Raw genomic sequence first — 23,095 nt, forward strand, 5'->3', positions numbered from 1 at the left:
GTGCCAGTTTTTCGTATATATTGCCAAATAAGTTGGATTGAAAAGTAATTAAGCAAAAAGTGTGCCTGTATTATGGTAAAAAAGAAAACTGCGTTTGTATGTAATGATTGTGGTGCGGAGTTTGCACGTTGGCAAGGTCAATGTTCAGAATGTCGCGCTTGGAATACCGTCACTGAATTTAGAGTGCCTTCCGTTAAGGCTCCACCTAAAAGCGCTGCGATGTCGGGTTATGCCGGTATGGTTGAAGCCACAGTACAAACCCTCGATGAGGTTAACCTAGAGAGCCTACCGCGTTTTACGACGGGCTTTAAAGAGTTTGATCGAGTATTAGGCGGAGGGGTTGTACCTGGCAGTGCTATTTTAATCGGTGGCTCACCTGGAGCTGGTAAGAGTACGGTGTTATTACAAACTATGTGTTTGTTAGCGGAATCTATGAATACGCTGTATGTCACTGGTGAGGAATCTTTGCAGCAAGTCGCCATGCGCGCACACCGATTAGGGTTACCTACTAATAAATTACGCACATTGGCTGAAACCAATGTCGAGACAATTTGTCAGTTAGCGCTAAAAGAAAAGCCGAGCATCATGGTTATCGACTCTATTCAAGTGATGCATATGAGTGATGTTCAGTCGGCACCAGGTAGTGTGTCGCAGGTGCGAGAGAGTGCGGCTTACTTAACGCGTTTTGCGAAGCAAAATCAGGTGGCTATTTTTATGGTTGGCCATGTGACTAAAGATGGCTCTTTGGCTGGTCCTAAAGTGCTTGAGCATTGTATTGATTGCTCTATTTTACTTGAAGGCAGTAGCGATAGCCGATTTAGAACATTGCGCGGTAACAAAAACCGTTTTGGCGCGGTCAATGAGTTGGGTGTATTTGCAATGACAGGGCAGGGCCTTAAAGAGGTGAGTAACCCGTCGGCAATATTCCTTAACCGAGGGGAAGAGCAAACGCCCGGCTCTTTAGTGATGGTGATTTGGGAAGGGACACGGCCATTACTTGTTGAGGTACAAGCATTGGTTGATTATTCTCAACTGGCTAATCCTCGACGCGTGACGGTTGGCTTGGAGCAAAACCGATTGGCTATGTTATTAGCTGTGCTGCACCGTCACGGGGGCTTGCAAGTTGCGGATCAAGATGTTTTTGTGAATGTAGTAGGGGGCGTAAAAGTCTCTGAAACCAGTGCCGATCTGGCTTTGATCACAGCGCTTGTGTCTAGTTTTAAAAACTATGCCCTTGATCGGGAGTTAGTTGTTTTTGGTGAAGTAGGTCTGGGTGGTGAGATCAGGCCAGTGCCAAGTGGGCAGGAAAGGTTGAAAGAAGCAGCCAAGCATGGCTTTAAACGTGCTATTGTACCGAGCGCAAATAAACCAAAGGAAATCATCGAAGGGATGGAGATCATTGCAGTTAACTGCTTGAGTGACGCCCTTGAAGCTTTATTTTAAACGGAAAAGTAAATGAAAAAATCAGTCATTATTTTGTTAGCCTCAGGAGCACTAGCTGTGGGTTATGTGGCAATGCAATCGCATGTAAATCAGCTTGTTGATGATAAGCTACAAACACAATTCGCTCTGGCGGCAGGTGATTCAGGGTTGCAGTTTGATTATGCGGATGCGTCAGCAAATGTATTTAATGGCAATATTGTGGTGAATGGTTTGACTGTCGCAGATCCTGAAGGGGTTGCAGCATTTAGCATTGATGAAATTGTCTTGATTGGGTATGAAGAAGACAAAATCAGCGAGTTCACACAAATCAATGTGCAAGGCTTTACCCTGTCAGACGCCATTAAAGCAGATAACATAGATGCGCCTAAAGCTTTGCTAGATGCACATTATAACTTTGGTACGTCTTTAGCCTATGATGCCCAGACCGGGTACAGTCGACTCAAAATGGATCTCGTCGCACAAGGTCTGACAGGTCTTAATTTTGATATGGAACTGAACAATAGTACGCCGCTAATGGAAGTGTCTTTTGAGATGCAAAAGGCACAAGATGCGTCAACCTTAACGGTTGAAGAGCAGTTGCAGATGCAAACCAAAATAGTGGAGGCGATGCAGCAGTTAGCGCCTAAATCTTTGCAGCTTAATGTTGAAAATAAAGGCAAGTTAGCTCAGTTGCTCGATGAACAACTCGCGGTTGCGGGATTAGATCAAGCCAGCTTTGAAAACATGCTCCAAATGCAGTTGGCACAAGCACCACTTCCACAAGCTGCTAAAGAGGGGGTTATGGCATTTGCTCAAGGAAAAGAGCAGCTAAGTCTGTCAGTATCTTTGCCAGAGAATATGGATATTGAATCACTATCTCAGCAAGCAATGATGTTGGCAGGTCAACCAGAAGAGTTAGCTAAATTACTTAATTTAGAGGTGCAAGGAAAGTAACTTGACCGCTGAAGTATGAGTAAGTGTGAATAAGTTGAGATAAGCAAAATGGCACCCGTGCCATTTTGCTTTTTAAGGTCTAGTCGATTAGTGTAAAATACGTGCTCTGATCGTGCCTTCAACGGCGCTCAATTCTTTTAATGCCACTTCTGAATGATCACTGTCTACGTCGATGACCACATAACCAATTGATTCATCGGTTTGTAAGTACTGAGCTGCGATATTAATACCATGCTGAGCAAAAGCTTGGTTAATTTGTGTTAGTACACCAGGTCGGTTTTGGTGCACATGTAGCAATCGACTGCGATTAGCGAGCTCAGGTAGAGAGACTTCTGGGAAGTTCACTGCGCTCAGAGTTGAACCATTATCTGAATATTTTGCTATTTTCCCAGCGACTTCGATGCCAATATTTTCTTGTGCTTCTTGCGTTGAGCCGCCAACATGCGGTGTTAAAATCACATTATCGAATTCACGCAACGGCGAAATAAACTCTTCGTCATTTGATTTTGGTTCTGTTGGGAACACGTCAATCGCGGCACCTGAGAGTTTACGGTCTCGCAGTGACTCAGCTAAAGCGTCAATATCCACAACAGTGCCGCGAGATGCATTAATTAAAATGGCACCTTGCTTCATGATCTCTAATTCAGCCATACCGATTAAGTTTTTGGTAGACGGGGTTTCTGGAACATGGAGGCTGATCACATCTGCACGCTGCAATAGGTGCGTTAAGTTTTGTACTTGCTGCGCATTACCGAGCGTGAGCTTGTCTTCAATGTCATAAAACTCAACGCGCATACCAATATTTTCTGCCATGATCCCAAGCTGAGTACCAATATGACCGTAGCCAATGATCCCAAGCGTTTTTCCACGGGCTTCATAAGACCCTACTGCAGATTTTAACCATTCACCACGGTGCGCCATGGCATTACGTTGTGGGATCCCTCGTAGCAGTAATAAAATCTCACCTAAGACAAGTTCAGCAACTGAGCGAGTGTTTGAAAAAGGCGCATTGAATACTGCAATACCGCGTTCTCTTGCTGCATCGAGTGCCACTTGGTTGGTACCAATACAAAAGCAGCCCACAGCGACTAATTTTTCAGCGGCGTTTAAGACGGTTTGTGACAAATGAGTGCGTGAGCGGATCCCGACAAAGTGAACGTCTTTGATCCGCTCCATAAGTTCATTTTCAGGTAACGAGGTTTTGACATAATCAATGTTGCTATAACCATTACGCTTTAGCGTTTCGACGGCGCTTTGGTGAATACCCTCTAACAACAATATTTTGATTTTCTCTTTTGCTAACGATACCGTACTCATGACTCATTCCTGTTAATTTATGTTTGGCCCCTTCTGGGTACCAGTTATCACAATGTCAGCGCCGCGTTGTGCAAATAAGCCATTTGTCACTACGCCCACGATTTGGTTAATTTTCTCTTCAAGTTGTTTTGGTTCCGAGATACTTAAGCCATGAACGTCTAAGATAACGTTGCCATTATCAGTTAATACGCCATGCCTATATACTGGGTCGCCACCCAGTTTTAGTAATTCCCGCGCCACATAGCTTCGCGCCATTGGAATAACCTCAACGGGCAATGCAAATGCGCCGAGCGTTTCAACATGCTTAGTATCATCAACGATACAAATAAATTTATGTGCCACTGCGGCAACAATTTTTTCTCGAGTTAACGCGGCACCACCGCCTTTGATCATGTCGTTACTATGATTAATTTCATCTGCGCCATCTACGTAAACATCGAGTTGAGCGACATCATTTAGCTCAAAGACTTCAATACCAAGTGCTTTTAGTTTCTCTGTTGATGCTTCAGAACTCGACACAGCACCTTTAATGGTGTCTTTAATTGAGCCCAATGCATCGATAAAATGATTAACGGTAGAGCCTGTGCCTACGCCAACTATGGTATTTTCTTCTACGTAATCCAGTGCAGCCCACGCAGCCGCTTTTTTCATTTCGTCTTGGGTCATAACGCAATTCACTTTGTTGTCAAAATTTATCGCAGTATACCCTAAAAAATGTCATAAAATACTGGCTAGATGATTTACCAAGTGTAAAGTTTGCTTGGTGTTAATATATGCTTTAATGGTACATCCCACGCTGCAATTGGCAGCTGATGGACCTTTTGACAATCATGGGCTAACCCAACTATAACGGGCTTCGTTGCGCCAGTTTTGTGATAGTTTGCCAATGTTTTGTCGTAGTAACCGCCGCCCATCCCTAAGCGATTGCCAAACTCGTCAAAAGCAACGAGCGGCGTAAATAGGTAATCAAGCGAATAAAGAGGGCATATATGGCTACAATTCAACTTAGGTTCCAAGATAGCATAGCGATTGGCGATCATGGGTGAATTTTTCTCATATCTTTGAAAGAGTAAAGTTGTGCCGTTAAAGGGGTGGATTATAGGGAGGTAAACATGGTGGTTTTTATCTATAAGATTTTGAATTAATTGATTAGTATCTAACTCGCCATCATTACTCAAATACAGGGCGATATGGGCAGATTTTGGGAGTTTTATATGTTGAAAAAAATTAATACATAAAGCTGTTTCAGCGTCTTTTTGTTCAGATTTAGATAAAGTATTACGCGCATTTCGTACAGTTTTGCGAATTAATGCACGTTCTTCTTGAATTGTTCCTGATATGATTGTGCTCATATCTATAAAGCAACGACTTCTGGAAACGCAATTGCGATAGCCAGAATGGCCAATAAGAAAATAAGAATAACGCCTAACCCATATTGTACTTTCTTACTTCGTTTGGGTGCTGGGCTGTCTAATTCAAGTTCTTCGAATAGTTCATCATCTTCCCATGGCTCAGGTGTTTGTTCAGTATGCTCAACGGGTTGTTCAGGCAAACGTTGTTCCAACTCTTCTAAGCGTTCTTCAATTCTTATCAAGCTGCTGGTAATGTAATCGAGTGCTCCAAATAGTCTTTCATCTCGTTGGGCTTGAGCGGCTTGTTCAGCAGAAGATGTGGACGTACCAATTACTTGCAATTTAGCATTGATCCCCATGGTGCTGAGTAATTTAATTTGTTTTGCACTTTTTTCCTTATCTGCGGGTGAAAATAAGGGTTTATTGGCAAAGAAAGCTTGTACTTTTGACTCGGGAATTTTTAGTCTTTGACTTAAATTGGTAATGGCATCAGAGGCTGCTATACCGTCATTTAAGCTTGCAAATACGACACGGTATTTGTCAGTCATGAGCGCAATCCTAATTATTTTACTATTGCATTGAGTATACCCAATTTTGAGAGCGATGCGAATGACGTAAGTTACGAGAGGGTAAAGAAAAGGTCAGCAAGTGCTGACCTTATTATACGAGTGGTTCGCTCTATTGCTCTCTGGCAATAGCGCGGTAGGCGATATCTGTGCGGTATTCAACACCATCCCACTGGATATCTTTTACCAACGCATAAGCGCGTTTTTGAGCTTCGGTCACGGTGTGACCTAGTGCTGTTGCACATAGCACACGACCACCTGCAGTGACGACGTTTTCACCATCTTGCTTTGTACCTGCGTGGAAGACTTTTTCACCTTCAGCATAACTCACCTGTAATCCAGAAATCACATCTCCTTTCGGGTAACTTGCTGGATAGCCTTTGGCCGCAAGCACTACGCCAACAGCTGCGCGCGGGTCAAACTTAATAGGTGTGCTATCAAGTTCTTGACGGTTAGCAGCTTCAATCAGTTCAACGAGATCGGATTGTAAACGAAGCATGATAGGCTGCGTTTCTGGATCACCAAAGCGGCAGTTGTACTCAATGACTTTAGGTGTCCCATCTGCGGCAATCATAAGGCCTGCGTACAGAAAGCCCGTGTATGGATTACCTTCACTCGCCATACCATTAACGGTTGGGAAGATAACTTCATCCATAATACGTTGATGAATGTCAGCTGTGACCACAGGAGCAGGAGAATAGGCACCCATCCCGCCTGTATTCGGCCCTAAATCGCCATTAAATGCACGTTTATGATCTTGGCTGGTGGCAAAAGGCAAAACGTTCTTGCCATCTACCATGACGATAAATGAGGCTTCTTCACCTTCAAGAAACTCTTCAATTACAACTCGGCTCCCAGCTTCACCAAAAGCATTGCCAGCAAGCATATCGCGAATTGCTTCTTCTGCTTCGGCTTCTGTCATTGCGACAATAACGCCTTTACCTGCAGCTAAACCATCTGCTTTGATCACGATCGGTGCACCTTTCTCTTGCAAGTAGGCAAGCGCAGGCTCGATTTGTTCAAAAGTTTCATAGTCAGCAGTCGGAATATCGTGGCGTGCTAAGAAGTCTTTTGTAAATGACTTTGACCCTTCAAGCTGCGCAGCCGCAGCGGTAGGGCCAAAAATCGCAAGATTTTCTTCACGAAACCTATCAACGACGCCAAGTACAAGAGGGACTTCAGGGCCCACAATGGTTAACTCAACATTGTTTTCTTTTGAAAATGACACTAGGGCATCGAGGTCTTCAACCTTAATGGCCACATTTTCTAATTTAGGCTCTAGGGCTGTCCCCGCATTACCAGGTGCAACAAATACCGTTTTTACTGAAGGGTTTTGAGCGGCTTTGAACGCAAGAGCGTGTTCACGGCCGCCACTGCCAATGACCAAAACATTCATGGCTTAATTTTCCTATTTAAAGCTTTTTAAATTTGAGAGTCATGCGGTCGCTTTCCCCAATCGCTTTATATTGATCAGCATTTTTATCACCTAATGCTAAGCGTGGTGGCAGTGTCCAAACACCTTTAGGGTGATTAGCACTGTCTAAAGGGTTAGCGTTCACATCACTTTGAGCCACTAATTCAAATCCTGCTTGTTTCGCAATATCTACCACATAGCTTTGTTTCATGTATCCAGAGCTTTTTTGATCCGCGTTATCACGGTGCTCAGGTAAACGGTGCTCAACCACGCCTAAAACGCCACCTGACTTCAGTGCTTTATTAAACGCTTGAAATGCATTTAATACACCTTCATCACCTTGGCGCATATACCAGTTATGGACGTTTCTAAATGTAAGCACCATATCCGCAGAGCCTGTTGGGGCAATGTCTGAATGAGTAAGTGGTGCAAATTCGGTTATTTTCACTTCACTGAAACGGCTATCTTTAGCAACTTTACCTTTGAAGCCAGCTAGCGAGCGCTGGTAGTATTTAACCTTAGAATCTGCGGGGAAGTGTGCAGCATATAAAGTGCCAGACCCTTTAACTGCAGGTGCTAAGATTTCTGAATACCAACCACCACCGGGTGCAATTTCTACCACGGTCATGTCCGCTTCTAAACCAAAGAAATCCAGGGTTTCTACCGGGTTTCTATATTGGTCACGCGCGCGATTTTTCTCAGAGCGTTCTGTATTGCTGGCAGCTGAAACAAGCTCAGATGCTACATTAGAATTTGAGCTACCATTGCTTGCGCAACCTGCGATAGCGGTAACAATACTTGCAGCAAGAAGTGTTTTTAATCCAAATTTCATTTTTCTGTCCTTCACTTTTGTGATTGTGTTTTAAGCAGAATACTTGAATTTAGGGCAAACAAAAAGCACGAAACGATAAACGTTTCGTGCTTATAGATTAATGGCGGAAGTGACGCATGCCAGTTAATACCATTGCCATGCCAGCTTCATCTGCTGCGGCGATAACTTCTTCATCACGCATTGAACCACCTGGCTGTATAACCGCGGTGATCCCGGCAGCGGCTGCTGCATCAATGCCGTCTCTAAACGGGAAGAATGCATCCGATGCCATAACTGAACCTTTTACTTCAAGGTTCTCATCAGCGGCTTTAATACCGGCAATTTTTGCTGAGTAAACGCGGCTCATTTGACCTGCGCCCACACCAATCGTCATCCCATCACGGGCATAAACAATGGCGTTCGATTTAACAAACTTGGCAACTTTCCAGCAAAATAGTAAGTCTTTAAGTTCTTGCTCTGTTGGCTGGCGTTTTGATACGACAGTCAAGTCACCAAGCGTTACCATGCCTTGGTCGCGGTCTTGAACTAAAATACCACCATTGACACGTTTAATATCAGATTGCGTGGTTTTCGCATCCCATTGTCCACATTCTAACAAGCGAACATTTTTCTTCGCAGCAACGATTTGTGCTGCCTCTTCACTGATGCTAGGAGCAATGATCACTTCAACAAACTGGCGTGCAACAATCGCTTCAGCGGTGGTTGCATCAAGCTCGCGGTTAAATGCAATAATACCGCCAAAGGCTGATGTAGGATCGGTTTTAAATGCTCTGTCGTAAGCCGCTAAAATGTTTTCGTCAACGGCAACACCACATGGGTTTGCATGTTTAACAATAACACACGCAGGCGCGTCAAATTCTTTGACACACTCAAGGGCTGCATCGGTATCAGCAATGTTGTTGAAAGAAAGCGCCTTACCTTGTAACTGTGTCGCTGTTGCAACCGAAGCTTCTTGTAAGTCATTCTCGACATAAAAAGCTGCATCTTGATGCGAGTTTTCACCGTAGCGCATGTCTTGCTTTTTAGTGAACTGCATGTTGATAGTGCGTGGAAACTTAGTCTCAACCGCGGCTTCTTCAGTGTAGTCAGGCACCATTTTGCCAAAGTAATTGGCAATCATACCGTCGTACTGTGCTGTGTGCTCATAAGCGGCAATAGCAAGATCAAAGCGTGTTTGGTAGGTTGTTGAACCATTGTGTTCGTTCAGTTCAGCAATAACACGAGCATAGTCTTGCGCATTAACAACAATCGTCACATCTTTGTGATTTTTTGCTGCTGCACGCACCATAGTTGGCCCGCCGATATCAATGTTTTCAATGGCGTCTTCAAGACTGCAGTCAGCTTTTGCAACAGTTTGTGCAAAGGGGTATAAGTTAACCACAACCATGTCAATTGCAGAAATATCGTTTTCTGTCATAACGCCTTCATCTTGACCGCGACGGGCTAAGATACCGCCATGCACTTTCGGGTGAAGTGTTTTAACGCGGCCATCCATGATTTCAGGGTGACCTGTATAGTCAGATACTTCCGTGGCAGCAATGCCGTTATCAGCTAATAATTTATATGTACCGCCAGTTGATAAAATTTCAACGCCTTGTGCACTGAGTGCTTGGGCTAATTCAACGATACCGGTTTTATCTGACACACTTAATAGTGCGCGACGAATTGGACGATGTATATCCATGATGGTTAGGGTTTCCTCAATGATAAGTTAAGGGCTAGCTTAGAAGGGCGCTATTTTAGCCTATCTAGGAGAAGAAAACGATGGAAAAGACGAAAGTGCTGTTGAGAAAATTACAATTTATTTTGTTAGCAAGGGTTTAATGTAAAGATAAGGTGTTAGGCAAGAATAAGGTGGGCAAGAAAAGTGTATTATAAAATACAAAAAGCACAATAAAGTGCTTTTTGTATTTAGTATGAATTAAGCTGTGCTTAGTTCATGCCGTATTTTTTTAGCTTCTTACGAAGAGTACCACGGTTGATACCTAGTAAGATCGCTGCACGTGTTTGGTTACCACGTGTGTATGTCATTACTTCTTCAAGTAATGGCGCTTCTAGCTCAGAAAGAACAAGGTCGTATACGTCTTGTACATCTTGACCATTAAGCTGCTTTAAATAGTGGTGTACAGCTTTTTTTACTGCATCACGTAAAGGTTGCGGTTTCTCTTGTGACTGAACATGAGCGTTAGTAATAAATGGAGAAGTCACATTTTGTTCGAACATCGTATGTCTCTTTCTTTCTTAGTTAGCTGCTAGTGTTTCAAAGTATTTTTCCAAAGCCTCGATTTGCTCATTTGGCGCTTCGAGGGCATTGAATACTCGCCTAAACTGACCTGCTTGGTCATGGGTTTGCAAATACCAAGATACATGTTTTCGTGCGATGCGCGCTCCCATCGGCTCCCCGTAAAACTGATGAAGATTAATTAAATGCTCCATCAAAATACTACGTACTTCAGATATCTCTGGTGTAGGTAGGTGTTTTCCAGTTCGCAAAAAGTGGTCTATCTCCCTAAAAATCCAAGGGCGACCTTGGGCGGCTCGACCAATCATGATGGCATCTGCACCCGTATATTCCAGTACCTGTTTCGCTTTCTCTGGAGATGTAATATCACCATTGGCAACCACAGGTATTGATACTGAACGTTTAATATCCCTAATCGTGACATATTCTGCATCACCTTTGTACATGCACGCTTTTGTGCGACCATGTACAGCGAGTGACGCAATGCCATTTCGTTCAGCAATTTTGGCAATCTCTACGCCGTTACGATTATCCGGATCCCATCCTGTGCGAATTTTTAGTGTAACAGGCACTTCTACGGCGTTTACCACCGCATCAACTATCTCTTCCACTAATTCCGGATACTGTAACAGTGCTGAGCCTGCCAGTTTTTTATTCACTTTCTTTGCGGGACAGCCCATATTGATATCTATGATCTGTGCCCCGTTTGCAACATTAAACTGAGCTGCCTGTGCCATTAACTCAGGATCGGCACCTGCAATTTGTACTGAACGTACACCCGACTCGCCACTATGATCCATACGGTTCATCGATTTGTCAGTTTTCCATACCTTTGGATTCGAAGACATCATTTCCGATACAGCTAACCCAGCCCCTAATCGGCGGCAAAGTTGTCTAAACGGTCTATCTGTGATCCCTGCCATAGGAGCCACAATAATGTTGTTATCAAGTTGGTAAGGACCAATACGCACAGTAGTTTAATCTGCCTCTTTTCAAGGGGCGCTAAGTTTACGGTTTTTTTTGCAAAAATCAAAGGCTATAAATTGAACATTATTGTTTTTTTTTTGAACTTAGTGGGTTGACTTTTTATAACAGTTTGAGAGTTGGATTTATTTGCTTGTTTTTTAATCTAAAAAATTCAGCTTGGTTGCAAAATAGTCAGGTTGATTTGTGATAATAAAAGGTAAAGCCTGTTACGTAGAGGCTTTACCAGTTACAAACTACTAACCCTCGGTGATATTTTTACGACCACTCACTCGTGTCCATTCGCCTTCTTGGGCAATGCTATCTAAGTTAATATGTGGGGCATAAACATCCGCAACAGACTGAGCTTGCTCTTCTAAAATACCTGACATGGCGATTTCACCACCTGGCTTTAGAAACGCTAAAATGATTTCATGCAGTTCTCGCAGAGGTTGAGCAAGAATATTGGCTACCACAATATCAGCACTAAACTCAGGCTGGTTTTCTGGTAAATAGACTTCAAGCTTATCAGCAACGCCATTACGCCCTGCATTATCTTTACTTGCAGCGAGTGCCTGAGGGTCGATATCGATACCGATCACGCGCTCAGCGCCAAGCTTAATGGCTGCAATGCCTAAAATGCCTGAGCCACAGCCAAAATCAACGACGGTTTTACCGGTTAAATCTTGGCGTTCTAGCCACTTTAAGCACAGTGATGTGGTCGCATGCGTCCCTGTGCCAAACGCAAGGCCAGGATCGAGTAATACATTGACTGCGTCTGGCTCAGGAATATCTCGCCAGCTTGGACAGATCCACAGGCGCTCGCCAAACTTAATTGGGTGAAAGTTATCCATCCACTCTCGTTCCCAGTCTTTGTCCTCAAGCTGCTCAATTTTATAGGTAAGCTCAGACTCACTATTAGCTTTGAGGTAAGCAACGACTACATCCATATCATGAGCCGCATCGAAAAGGCCGATAACAAGCGTATCAGGCCATAAGATCACTTCGCCTGGTTTAGGCTCGTAGACAGGATTATTACTGGCGTCCATAAAGGTCACTGAAGGGCAGCCAACATCCAGTAATAAGTCACTTAACTGATCTGCTGAGTCTTTGTTTGCGTGAATTCGGATTTGGATCCAAGCCATGATTATTCCTAATAAATATGTCAACAAAAAGGCCGCTAAAGCGGCCTTTTTAGATAAAAATCTTTTTGTAAAAAGGGATTAGCCTTTTACATCTAAGAAGCTTTTTAATAGATCTGAGCGAGAAGGGTGGCGTAACTTACGTAATGCCTTAGCTTCAATCTGACGAATACGTTCACGGGTTACGTCAAACTGCTTACCTACTTCTTCAAGTGTATGGTCGGTATTCATATCAATACCAAAACGCATACGTAATACTTTCGCTTCTCTTGCTGTTAAGCCTGCCAGTACTTCATTGGTGGCACCACGAAGGCTTTCCATCGTTGCTGAATCAATCGGAGACTCAATCGTTGTGTCTTCGATGAAATCACCAAGATGTGAGTCTTCATCATCACCAATTGGCGTCTCCATTGAGATTGGCTCTTTGGCAATTTTCAGTACTTTACGAATTTTGTCTTCTGGCATCATCATGCGCTCAGCCAGCTCTTCAGGGCTAGGCTCACGACCCATTTCTTGCAGCATTTGACGTGAAATACGATTTAATTTATTAATCGTTTCAATCATGTGCACAGGAATACGGATTGTTCGTGCTTGGTCAGCAATTGAACGTGTAATAGCCTGACGGATCCACCACGTTGCATAAGTTGAGAACTTATAACCACGACGGTATTCAAACTTATCTACCGCTTTCATCAAACCAATGTTACCTTCTTGGATCAGATCCAAGAATTGTAAGCCTCGGTTGGTGTATTTTTTAGCAATAGATATTACAAGACGTAAGTTTGCTTCAACCATTTCTTTTTTCGCTCGGCGAGCTTTCGCTTCACCAATGCTCATGCGGCGGTTGATGTCTTTGATACGCTCGATGCTTAGGCCCGTACTTTCTTCAATTACACTCAGTTTGTTGATGCAACGTTCGATTTCAGGTTTTACTTCTGCTAGTTTTGCAGAGTACTTTTCGCCAGCAGCGATTTCAGCGTCAACCCACGCCATGTCGGTTTCGTTATTAGCAAAATGCTTTACAAATGTTTTCTTTGGTACTTTTGCAATTTGTACAGCTTGCTTCATAACAATACGTTCTTGAACTCGAACACGGTCCATCATTTCACGCATGTTATTTACCATACGGTCAAACTGTTTTGGTACCAGTTTGAATGTACGGAATAAATCACCGATTTCTTGAATAGCTACTTGAGCATCTGGGTGTGAACGGCCTTTCGATTCAAAAACTTTACGTGCAGCTGTGTATAGCTCACGTAGTTTCTCAAAGTGTTCACGTGCTTCTTCAGGATCAGGGCCAGTGTCGACTTCGTCTTCATCGTCGTCGTCATCAGACTCATTGTCTTCGTCTGCTAAGTCTTTATCACTTAGTTCTGAGCCAATGTGTGTGGCAGAAATCTGTGTTTCTTCTGCATCAGGATCAAAGAAACCAGAAACAATGTCGCTAAGACGCATTTCTTCCGCTTCAAATTTATCCCACTGCTCAAGTAAATACGTAATCGCTTCTGGGTATTCAGCGACTGAGATCTGTACCTGATTGATACCTTCTTCAATTCGCTTGGCAATTTTTATCTCGCCTTCACGAGTTAATAGCTCAACCGTACCCATTTCACGCATATACATGCGAACAGGATCCGTCGTACGACCAATTTCTTTTTCTACCGTTGCCAATGCAGCCGCCGCAGCTTCTGCCGCGTCTTCATCGGTGGTGGTTTCCTGCATCATCAATTCATCGGCATCAGGTGCGTTTTCAGCAACCTTAATACCCATATCATTGATCATGCTTATAATATCTTCGACTTGATCTGAGTCTATTATGTCTTGTGGAAGGTGATCGTTAACTTCTGCAAACGTTAAGTAACCTTGCTCTTTACCTTTCTGAATCAGAAGTTTGAGTTGTGACTGAGGAGTTTGATCCATAGAGAATTATGCTTCCACTCTGATAAGTTGATACAACAGGCGCCAGCTACTACACCTAATAATTTTACGTGACGCACGTGAATAGAACATTATAACAGCAAAAATTAATTTTGACTAGGTTTTCTGCTGGTTAATGCTTGAGTTAATAGTGCGCACTCAAGTCGCTCTTCGCTGTTTAAGCCTTGGGTTTTGTCTTTTATTAATAGTGTCTCTAAGCGAAAATTTAAACACTGATCTTCAATAAATTTAAATGTGTGTTGAAATTCTGTTACTAATGCTTGTTCATTGATGTCATGTTGCCATACCGCAAGCTTTTTCAAAGGCTCATATTCTGGCTGCTCCCTGAAGTATTCAAGTAACTGCGCACTTGTGTATTCTGGGTGTTGCAAACATACCAATTGCAATTGCAGTAGCAGGTCGATGCCGGGTATTTTCATTTGTACTAAATCGGGTAAATACTCAATATCGGTTGCTAATTTAGGATATTGGATCAGTAAACCAATGGCTCTGCGCATCGGCGTTACTTTGAACTTACGCTCAATATTGTGCTGTTGTTTTGGTGTTGTGAGCTTGGTACTTAATTGTTCACGAGTACGACCAATTAACTTAGCGAGCGTATTAAGCAATCCTTCTTGGTAATATTCACTCGGTATCTTGCTTATTAGTGGTAGTGCTTCGCTCATTAGCTTTGCTTTACCGGCATCAGCGGTGAGTTCACAGGTTTGCGCCAGCTTATTAAATAGCACTTTTGAGAAGTCATCCGCAGAATTATAGCGGGCTTCAAATGCGTCTTTACCTTCTTGCTGAACCAAAGAGTCAGGATCTTCGCCATCGGGTAAAAAGACAAATTGTAAAGACTTCCCATCTTTTAGATTTGGCAAAGCATGCTCTAGTGCACGCCATGCAGCATCTCGTCCAGCTCTATCACCATCGTAACAGCAAATTACTTTGTCTGTTGTTCTGAATAACGTTTGCATGTGTTCAGCCGTCGTGGCTGTGCCTAATGCTGCCACAGAGTAAGAGATACCTTGCTCTGCCAGTGCCACCACATCCATATACCCTTCAACAATCAAGATTTGCTCTAGCTTATTGTTCGCTTGTTTGGCCTCATATAAACCGTAAAGTTCAAAGCCTTTGTGGAATATTCTGGTTTCAGGCGAATTTAGGTATTTAGGTCCCTGATCGGCACCCATAACGCGTCCACCAAACGCAATAACACGACCACGCTTATCACGAATAGGGAACATCAATCGGTCGCGGAAAAAATCAAATTGTCGACCCGGTGTTTTTTCTGATGCGAGTTTGAGTTCAACGAGTTGTTTTTTATGCTCAGCCGTACGGCCAATTTGTTTACAGAGGCTTTCCCATTCAGGAGGTGCATAGCCCATCATATAGCGTTGGACTGTTTCTCCTGATAAACCACGACCTTTCACATATTCAATCACACTGCTCGCATTTTTATGGTGCTTTAATTGGTGTTGATAAAATTGTGCGCTTTGGAGCATCAGATCATAATCAGAACGTTTCTGTTCAATACTTCGTTCTGGGGCGCCAGAGCCGTGCTCACGTGGGACTTCTAGATTAAGTAAACTTGCAAGTTCTTCTATTGCGTCAACAAACTCGAGTTTGTCGTATTCCATAATAAATGAAATGGCATTGCCATTAGCACCGCAACCAAAACAATGGTAAAACTGCTTGTCTCTTGCAACAGTAAAAGAGGGGGACTTTTCGTTATGGAATGGACAGCAAGCTTGGTAATCTTTACCTGCTTTTTTTAATCCGATACGAGCATCAATCAGATCGACGATGTCAGTTCTAGCAAGCAAGTCATCAATAAACTGTCTTGGGATTTTTCCAGCCATACATTATGCCGCTAAGGTAGCGTTCCTAACAAAAATTTAATGCCTATACGAAGAAACCGAGCGCGAGGCTCGGTTTACTTAATCATACTCTGTGTATGTGGGGATTATGCGCTTAATCGTTGCTTAATTAAACCAGAGATTTTGCCCATGTCGGCGCGACCTTCAGCTTTAGACTTGATTATGCCCATAACTTTACCCATGTCTTGCATACCTGCTGCACCAGTGTCGGTAACGGCAGAATCAATCAAAGCAATTATTTCTTCATCAGTCAAAGGCTGAGGTAAGAAAGTTTCAAGTACTTTGATCTCATTAGCTTCAACTTCAGCTAAATCTTCGCGACCAGCATCAGTAAACTGAGTGTATGAGTCACGACGTTGCTTAACCAGCTTCACTAGAACAGAGGTAATACCTGCATCATCAAGTGTTACACGGTTATCAATTTCACGCTGTTTAATTTCAGCAAGCACCATACGTATTGCACCAAGACGAATTTTGTCTTTTGCACGCATAGCATCTTTCTGTGCGTCTTTTAGCTTAATTAAAAGGCTCATTTATACAAGACCTAAACAGATTAGTATAATTTAACGCGACGTGCGTTTTCACGAGAAAGCTTCTTCATGTGACGCTTTACTGCAGCAGCTTTTTTACGCTTACGCTCTGCTGTTGGCTTTTCATAGTGCTCGCGACGACGAACTTCTGAAAGGATACCTGCTTTTTCACATGAACGCTTGAAACGACGAAGTGCTACGTCAAACGGTTCGTTCTCTCTTACTTTAATTACTGGCATTAAAAATTCACCTACCTAATTAATGAGCTATGCTCACGCTGATCAAAGATTGATCAAGTGGTTCAAAAATGGTGCGGTATTGTAATCCGAAGCATTACCACATGTAAAGCTTAAATTATCGCTAATTATTGATGGCTTAAAGGTGAGCGCTGATATAGCTGGCAAAGTACTTGTCCTGCTTGCTTTTCTTTAATAACTTGCCAAGTTTGAGGGGCTGAAAAAGCCAATTCCTTCTCAACTTCTACATAAATTAACGCATCACTAGTAAGCCAGTTTTGTGCCTCTAGCGCTTCACAGCATGGTTGGGCTAACCCTTTTCGAAATGGTGGGTCAACAAATACTAAACTATATGGTGTTGTTGAGTTATTTTTTTGCAGAAAAGCCAGTGTATTATCGTTAATTACATGCGCATTATTGAGGTTTAATGTCGTAATGTTTTTTTGTAACTGAGTCGCTGCTAGTTTATCTAACTCAATAAAGTCAGTGTGTGCTGCAAAGCGAGATAAAGCCTCAAAACCAAGCCCGCCAGAACCAGCAAAGCAATCTAATACTTTAGCATCTCTTGTGTCTTGCATAAGCCAATTAAAAACAGTTTCTTTTATTCTGTCAGTTGTTGGTCTTAACCCTTCAACATTTTTTACAGGCAGTTTTCGACCTTTGAATTTACCGCTAATAATTCGAATAAATCCATCGGTACTTACTTTTTTTACGGGGGCTTTTTTTCTCATTCTCAGCTTGTTCGCAATTTCTTAATGTTTCATGTGTTATAAATCATTCGGCGTGCATTTTTCATCCCTTCGGATCATGTTACACTGCCCAACAATTTTGAAATAAAGATTAGGCTTAATGTATTTCTGTCTATTTATCATATATAGAGATAGAGAATATTAACCTGATCATACACGGTGTTTTTGCATTGCTTTTATAGAGCAAGGCGAAAACAGAAGTTTAGTTTATCAGATTTATTGAAATGGTATTTAGCGAGTATGGGAAAAAAGAATAAATTTTTGTCTTGGTTAGGATTTGGCAAAAAAAATGCTGAGCAGCAATCACAGATACAAGAGCAAGAAGCGCAACTCGCTAAAGAGCAAGAAGCACAAGCTAAACTTGACCAAGAGCAATTAGAAGCTGAAGCGCAGGCGAAGCGTGAAGCAGAAAAACAAGCCGCGGAAAAACAAGCTGCAGAGCAAGAAGCTGAACGTCAGCGCCTTGAAGCGGAAGCGCAAGCCAAGCTTGAACAAGAAAGACTTGCTGCAGAAAAACAAGCAGCAGAGCAAGAAGCTGAGCGTCAGCGCCTTGAAGCAGAAAAACAAGCAGCAGAGCAAGAAGCTGAGCGTCAGCGCCTTGAAGCAGAAGCAAAAGCCAAGCTTGAACAAGAAAGAATTGCTGAAGAAAAGCAAGCCGCAGAAAAGCAAGCTGCAGAGCAAGAAACCGAACGTCAACGCCTTGAGGCAGAAGCGCAAGCCAAGCTTGAGGCAGAAAGACTTGCCGCAGAAAAACAAGAAGCAGAGCAAGAAGCGGAACGTCAGCGCCTTGAAGCAGAAGCGCAAGCCAAGCTTGAGCAAGAAAGACTTGCTGAAGAAAAGCAAGCTGCAGAGCAAGAAGCCGAACGTCAACGCCTTGAGACAGAAGCGCAAGCCAAGCTTGAACAAGAAAGACTTGCTGCAGAAAAACAAGCTGCAGAGCAGGAAGTTGAACGTCAGCGTCGTGAGGTAGAAGCAAAAGCCAAGCTTGAACAAGAAAGATTTGCTGCAGAAAAGCAAGTCGCAGAGCAAGAAGCCGAACGTCAACGCCTTGAGGCTGAAGCGCAAGCTAAGCTTGAACAAGAAAGACTTGCTGCAGAAAAACAAGCTGCAGAGCAAGAAGCTGAGCGTCAGCGTCTTGAGGTAGAAGCAAAAGCTAAGCTTGAACAAGAAAGACTTGCTGCAGAAAAACAAGCTGCAGAGCAGGAAGCCGAACGTCAGCGTCTTGAGGTAGAAGCAAAAGCTAAGCTTGAACAAGAAAGACTTGCTGCCGAAGAAGCTGCAGAGCAAGAAGCTGAACGTCAGCGTCTTGAGGCAGAAGCGCACGCCAAGCTTGAACAAGAAAGACTTGAAGCAGAAAAACAAGCAGCAGAGCAAGAAGCAGAGCGTCAGCGCCTTGAAGCAGAGGCGCAAGCCAAGCTTGAACAAGAAAGACTTGCCGCAGAAAAGCAAGCTGCAGAGCAGGAAGCTGAACGTCAGCGTCTTGAAGCAGAGGCGCAAGCCAAGCTTGAACAAGAAAGACTTGCCGCAGAAAAACAAGCTGCAGAGCAGGAAGCTGAACGTCAGCGCCTTGAGGCAGAGGCGCACGCCAAGCTTGAACAAGAAAGACTTGCTGCAGAAAAACAAGCTGCAGAGCAAGAAGTAAAAGCGAAGCTAGATGCCGAGCAAGCAGCGAACAAAGAAAAGCCAAAAAAAGAAGGTTTCTTTGCTCGCCTTAAAAAAGGCTTATTAAAGACCAAGGTTAACCTTGGTTCAGGCATTGCGTCGATTTTCAAAGGTAAGAAAATTGATGATGATTTATTTGAAGAGCTAGAAACACAGTTACTGACAGCTGATTTAGGTGTTGATACGACGATGAAGTTGATCGACAGCTTAACAGATGCGGCTGATCGTAAGCAGCTAAAAGATGGTGATGCACTTTACGAATTAATGAAGCAAGAAATGGCTGAAATGCTTAAAGAAGCAGAAAAACCATTAGAGATCCCTGAAAATAAAAAACCATTTGTTATTCTTATGGTGGGCGTAAATGGGGTGGGTAAAACCACAACCATAGGTAAATTAGCGAAGCAGTTTCAACAAGAAGGTAAATCTGTCATGTTGGCGGCGGGTGATACATTCCGGGCTGCGGCGGTTGAGCAGTTACAAGTGTGGGGAGAGCGTAATGATATTCCTGTTATTGCACAACACACCGGTGCTGATAGTGCGTCCGTGGTGTTTGATGCTTTTCAAGCAGCGCAAGCGCGCAACGTTGATGTTCTGATAGCGGATACCGCTGGACGCTTACAAAACAAAGATAACTTGATGCAAGAGCTCGAAAAAATTGCGCGAGTCATGAAGAAGCTTGACCCTGATGCTCCACATGAAGTGATGCTGACGATTGATGCAGGTACAGGGCAAAATGCGATTAGCCAAGTAAACCTATTCAATCAAGCGGTTGGCTTAACCGGAATTGCTTTGACTAAATTAGATGGCACGGCTAAAGGGGGGGTTATTTTTGCGGTTGCTGATAAATTCCAAGTGCCTATTCGTTATATTGGTGTCGGTGAAGGCATTGATGATTTACGTACGTTTAAAAGTGATGACTTTATCGACGCACTATTTAGCCAAGATGATTAATATCACACCTTAATAAAAGGGAGCGCCGGCTCCCTAAATTTTGCTCTAAAAATAACATAAAAAGTGAGCTTATCATGATTAAATTTGAGCAAGTCAGCAAAACTTATCCTGGTGGTCATCGTGCACTTGAGAAGGTGACTTTTCAATTATCTAATAATGAATTAGCTTTTTTAACTGGGCACAGCGGTGCAGGAAAAAGTACTCTACTTAAATTGATCAGTGTGATGGAGCGCCCTTCTGCCGGTCATGTCTATATTAATGGAATTGATTTAAATGCAATCAACAATCGGCAAATTCCTTTTATTAGGCGTGATATTGGTATTATTTTTCAAAACCACCGTTTGCTAGAGCGTTACAATGTGTTTGATAACGTGGCATTACCCTTAGTGATAGAAGGGATGCATCATAAGCATATTGCGAAACGCGTTCATGCTGCCTTAGATAAAGTGGGCTTGTTAGATAAAGTGAAATGCCAGCCCAGTACCTTATCTGGGGGGGAGCAGCAACGGGTCGGTATTGCACGCGCCATTGTTAATTCACCGCCGCTATTATTAGCAGACGAACCGACCGGTAACTTAGATCCTGAGCTATCTATGGAGATCCTCAAATTATTTGAAGATTTTAATCGCCATGGTACGGCTGTTTTGATAGCAACGCATGATTTAGGTCTGATCGCGAGAATGAAATACCGTAGTTTAACCTTAGATCACGGGCGCTTGATGCAAGACCCTTTAGCTGAGGATCGTTTATGAGTTTGTTATTTAAAAGCCGAGATAAGCAAAGTAATACTCAGAAAAAGCCACTGTTATTAGGCGTCTACTTTTTTATGCTTACCATCATTCGCCAAGGTATACATAGCCTAGGGGAGATGTGGCGTACACCAATTGCTTCGTTAATGACCATATTGGTATTGGGGTTAAGCTTAACGTTGCCAGCCACATTATACGTAGTGGTGAAAAATGTGCAGCAAGTGAGCAGTGGCTTTAATGATGCAGCAGAGATTTCGTTATTTGTGAAAGAGCAAATGAGCGAACAACAAACACAAACGCTGGTTAAAAGGTTGGCGCTGTATCCTGAGATAGAGAGTGTGAGTTATATATCAAGTGCGCAAGCGTTAGCTGAATTTAAGCGGGTGTCAGGTTTTGGTCAGGCGCTTGATTATTTAGAGAGTAACCCCTTACCAAATGTTGTATTGGTTACGCCAACCAGCAGGTATAGAAAACCACAGGCTGCTCAAAAGTTGTTAGATAAGTTAGAAACGGAACGTGAGGTTGAGTTCGGTAAACTTGATATAGAGTGGCTAGAGAGATTAAATGCTTTACTGAGTCTATTGAAAGAAAGTGTCTTTACGGTGGGTCTACTGTTGTTGAGCGCCGTTATACTCATTATTGGTAACACAATACGACTCTCTATTATGGACAAAAAGGAAGAGATCCAAGTATTGAAGTTAGTTGGTGCGACAAATACGTTTATTCATACACCCTTTATTTGGACGGGTGTATGGTATGGCGTAATTGGCGGTTTAGTGGCATTTATTTGTGTTGTACTCATGCTGTGGTGGTTAGAGTCAGCAGTAAGCATGGTGGCGGGTGTATACCAAAGCAGTTACATATTACAGGGTCTAAACGGTCAAGAGTTAATGATATTATTAGGGCTCGCGGTAGGGCTTGGCTTTAGCGGTTCATTTATTGCTGTCGCGAAGTATATTAAAGAAATAGAGCCAGATAGAGTCTAATACACAGAGGCAGAGGACTGCTAAATAAACGTATTAGCAGTCTCTTAAATGATTTTAAAGTCACAAATTTGACTTATAGTGCAAGAAGGACAAATTTGCCCTGTAGTTTAAATATAAAAAATTCAATAATTTCATTCTGTTATCTTTTTCTTTTTTTTAGATAATAAAAAACTTGCTTTTTAAGTGAAAAACCTATTATATACACATTAGCACTCTCAAGGAGAGAGTGCTAATTTGAACTAAGATACTTATCACTGAGGTGAAAAATGAGTAAAGATTTATACGCAATGGCATTATTGTCTAGTCAGCAAAGCGCAAGCATGGAAGGTTACTTACAAACGGTAAGTACTATCCCTATGTTGGATGCTGAGCAAGAAAAAGTGTTAGCTACTCGCCTTCAACAAGAAGGGGATTTAGAGGCTGCTAAACAACTTATTGTGTCTCATTTACGGTTTGTTGCACACATTGCAAAAAGCTACTCAGGATATGGCCTACCACAGGCAGATCTTATTCAAGAAGGGAATATCGGCCTGATGAAGGCTGTTAAGCGCTTTAACCCCGAAGTGGGCGTTCGCTTAGTTTCTTTTGCTGTGCATTGGATCAAAGCTGAAATACATGAATATGTATTAAAGAATTGGCGGATTGTAAAAGTTGCGACAACAAAAGCGCAGCGTAAATTATTCTTCAATTTGCGTAAAAACAAAAAGCGTCTAGGTTGGTTTAACCAAGATGAAGTGTCAACTGTGGCATCAGAGCTGGGTGTGAGTGAGAAAGAAGTACGCGAAATGGAGTCGCGCATGAGTGGTCAAGACATGGGTTTTGATTTAACTAATGATGATAATGACGACACGCCAGCTTCAAGCTTTTCTCCAGTCCAGTATCTAACTGACTCAGCAAGTGATTTAGCTGAAGAGGTTGAACAGGACCAATGGAAAGAGCAGTCACAAAACCGTTTGTTTTCTGCATTGAAAACGCTAGATGAACGCTCGCAAGATATTGTCAGTGCGCGTTGGTTAGCAGATGAAAAAGCCACGCTTCAAGAGCTGGCTGAAAAATACAGTGTATCGGCTGAGCGTGTTAGACAACTAGAAAAATCAGCAATGAAAAAGCTACAGGCAGCGATGAGCTAAGCTCTTCAGTTTGTCATAAACTTGCTGTACAAATATAAAAATGCCGCTTTATAAGCGGCATTTTGCTTTTATGTGTTTAGAAAAAATTTGAGCTTACA

At 42.8% G+C, this 23,095-nt stretch carries 21 protein-coding genes; 6 read left to right on the forward strand and 15 right to left on the reverse strand.

Annotated features, from left to right (window positions below; all coding sequences use genetic code 11):
- Positions 1–72: 72 nt before the first annotated feature.
- The gene (gene radA / locus BGP78_RS09385; protein ID WP_119861154.1) at positions 73–1,443 is read left to right on the forward strand and encodes a DNA repair protein RadA; all 1,371 of its coding nucleotides are present in this window, start codon (positions 73–75) and stop codon (positions 1,441–1,443) included.
- A 12-nt stretch (positions 1,444–1,455) separates the two neighbouring features.
- The gene (locus BGP78_RS09390; RefSeq protein WP_119861155.1) at positions 1,456–2,376 is read left to right on the forward strand and encodes a hypothetical protein; all 921 of its coding nucleotides are present in this window, start codon (positions 1,456–1,458) and stop codon (positions 2,374–2,376) included.
- 87 nt (positions 2,377–2,463) lie between these two features.
- Here the strand turns inward: BGP78_RS09390 and serA are convergent, their stop codons facing one another.
- The 15 genes from serA to rsmD form a co-directional block, all read right to left on the reverse strand.
- Positions 2,464–3,693 carry a phosphoglycerate dehydrogenase gene (gene serA, locus BGP78_RS09395; protein WP_119861156.1) on the reverse strand — a complete coding sequence of 410 codons (1,230 nt, stop codon included), beginning with the start codon at positions 3,691–3,693 and terminating at the stop codon, positions 2,464–2,466.
- Between the two features lie 12 nt (positions 3,694–3,705).
- Positions 3,706–4,359, reverse strand: a complete 654-nt coding sequence (gene rpiA, locus BGP78_RS09400; RefSeq protein ID WP_119861157.1) for a ribose-5-phosphate isomerase RpiA — start codon at positions 4,357–4,359, stop codon at positions 3,706–3,708.
- A 74-nt stretch (positions 4,360–4,433) separates the two neighbouring features.
- Positions 4,434–5,021 (reverse strand): 5-formyltetrahydrofolate cyclo-ligase, encoded by a 588-nt coding sequence (locus BGP78_RS09405; RefSeq protein WP_182912262.1) that lies wholly within the window; start codon positions 5,019–5,021, stop codon positions 4,434–4,436.
- Between the two features lie 26 nt (positions 5,022–5,047).
- Complete coding sequence (locus BGP78_RS09410) at positions 5,048–5,593, reverse strand: hypothetical protein (RefSeq protein ID WP_119861159.1); 546 nt, start codon at positions 5,591–5,593, stop codon at positions 5,048–5,050.
- 130 nt (positions 5,594–5,723) lie between these two features.
- Positions 5,724–7,007: a phosphoribosylamine--glycine ligase gene (gene purD, locus BGP78_RS09415; protein WP_119861160.1), complete on the reverse strand. Its 1,284-nt coding sequence runs from the start codon at positions 7,005–7,007 to the stop codon at positions 5,724–5,726.
- A gap of 16 nt (positions 7,008–7,023) precedes the next feature.
- The gene (locus BGP78_RS09420) at positions 7,024–7,857 is read right to left on the reverse strand and encodes a class I SAM-dependent methyltransferase (RefSeq protein ID WP_119861161.1); all 834 of its coding nucleotides are present in this window, start codon (positions 7,855–7,857) and stop codon (positions 7,024–7,026) included.
- Between the two features lie 97 nt (positions 7,858–7,954).
- Positions 7,955–9,541, reverse strand: coding sequence for a bifunctional phosphoribosylaminoimidazolecarboxamide formyltransferase/IMP cyclohydrolase (purH, locus tag BGP78_RS09425; protein ID WP_119861162.1), 1,587 nt, complete (start codon positions 9,539–9,541; stop codon positions 7,955–7,957).
- Between the two features lie 248 nt (positions 9,542–9,789).
- Positions 9,790–10,080: a DNA-binding transcriptional regulator Fis gene (fis, locus tag BGP78_RS09430; RefSeq protein WP_005491017.1), complete on the reverse strand. Its 291-nt coding sequence runs from the start codon at positions 10,078–10,080 to the stop codon at positions 9,790–9,792.
- An 18-nt stretch (positions 10,081–10,098) separates the two neighbouring features.
- The gene (gene dusB, locus BGP78_RS09435; RefSeq protein WP_119861163.1) at positions 10,099–11,070 is read right to left on the reverse strand and encodes a tRNA dihydrouridine synthase DusB; all 972 of its coding nucleotides are present in this window, start codon (positions 11,068–11,070) and stop codon (positions 10,099–10,101) included.
- A gap of 252 nt (positions 11,071–11,322) precedes the next feature.
- A complete protein-coding gene (gene prmA / locus BGP78_RS09440) occupies positions 11,323–12,207 on the reverse strand; it encodes a 50S ribosomal protein L11 methyltransferase (protein WP_119861164.1) in 885 nt (294 codons plus the stop codon).
- Between the two features lie 78 nt (positions 12,208–12,285).
- Positions 12,286–14,124: an RNA polymerase sigma factor RpoD gene (rpoD, locus tag BGP78_RS09445; protein WP_119861165.1), complete on the reverse strand. Its 1,839-nt coding sequence runs from the start codon at positions 14,122–14,124 to the stop codon at positions 12,286–12,288.
- A gap of 104 nt (positions 14,125–14,228) precedes the next feature.
- Positions 14,229–15,986, reverse strand: coding sequence for a DNA primase (dnaG, locus tag BGP78_RS09450; RefSeq protein WP_119861166.1), 1,758 nt, complete (start codon positions 15,984–15,986; stop codon positions 14,229–14,231).
- 104 nt (positions 15,987–16,090) lie between these two features.
- Positions 16,091–16,537 (reverse strand): GatB/YqeY domain-containing protein, encoded by a 447-nt coding sequence (locus BGP78_RS09455; protein ID WP_010362465.1) that lies wholly within the window; start codon positions 16,535–16,537, stop codon positions 16,091–16,093.
- A gap of 20 nt (positions 16,538–16,557) precedes the next feature.
- Positions 16,558–16,773, reverse strand: a complete 216-nt coding sequence (rpsU, locus tag BGP78_RS09460) for a 30S ribosomal protein S21 (RefSeq protein WP_010362466.1) — start codon at positions 16,771–16,773, stop codon at positions 16,558–16,560.
- Between the two features lie 125 nt (positions 16,774–16,898).
- On the reverse strand, positions 16,899–17,501 hold the full coding sequence (gene rsmD / locus BGP78_RS09465) for a 16S rRNA (guanine(966)-N(2))-methyltransferase RsmD (RefSeq protein WP_119861167.1): 603 nt from the start codon (positions 17,499–17,501) through the stop codon (positions 16,899–16,901).
- Positions 17,502–17,759: 258 nt separating this feature from the next.
- On the opposite strand from rsmD, the gene ftsY reads away from it, so the two are divergent.
- From ftsY to rpoH, 4 genes are all read left to right on the forward strand, one after another.
- On the forward strand, positions 17,760–20,132 hold the full coding sequence (gene ftsY, locus BGP78_RS09470; RefSeq protein WP_119861168.1) for a signal recognition particle-docking protein FtsY: 2,373 nt from the start codon (positions 17,760–17,762) through the stop codon (positions 20,130–20,132).
- 74 nt (positions 20,133–20,206) lie between these two features.
- Positions 20,207–20,884: a cell division ATP-binding protein FtsE gene (gene ftsE, locus BGP78_RS09475; RefSeq protein WP_119861169.1), complete on the forward strand. Its 678-nt coding sequence runs from the start codon at positions 20,207–20,209 to the stop codon at positions 20,882–20,884.
- A complete protein-coding gene (ftsX, locus tag BGP78_RS09480; protein WP_119861170.1) occupies positions 20,881–21,867 on the forward strand; it encodes a permease-like cell division protein FtsX in 987 nt (328 codons plus the stop codon). Before ftsE ends, ftsX begins: the two co-directional genes overlap by 4 nt.
- Before the next feature lie 266 nt (positions 21,868–22,133).
- Positions 22,134–22,997 (forward strand): RNA polymerase sigma factor RpoH, encoded by an 864-nt coding sequence (gene rpoH, locus BGP78_RS09485; protein WP_119861171.1) that lies wholly within the window; start codon positions 22,134–22,136, stop codon positions 22,995–22,997.
- Positions 22,998–23,095: the final 98 nt, after the last annotated feature.

Source organism: Pseudoalteromonas sp. MSK9-3, from assembly GCF_003590335.1.
Taxonomy (GTDB): domain Bacteria; phylum Pseudomonadota; class Gammaproteobacteria; order Enterobacterales; family Alteromonadaceae; genus Pseudoalteromonas.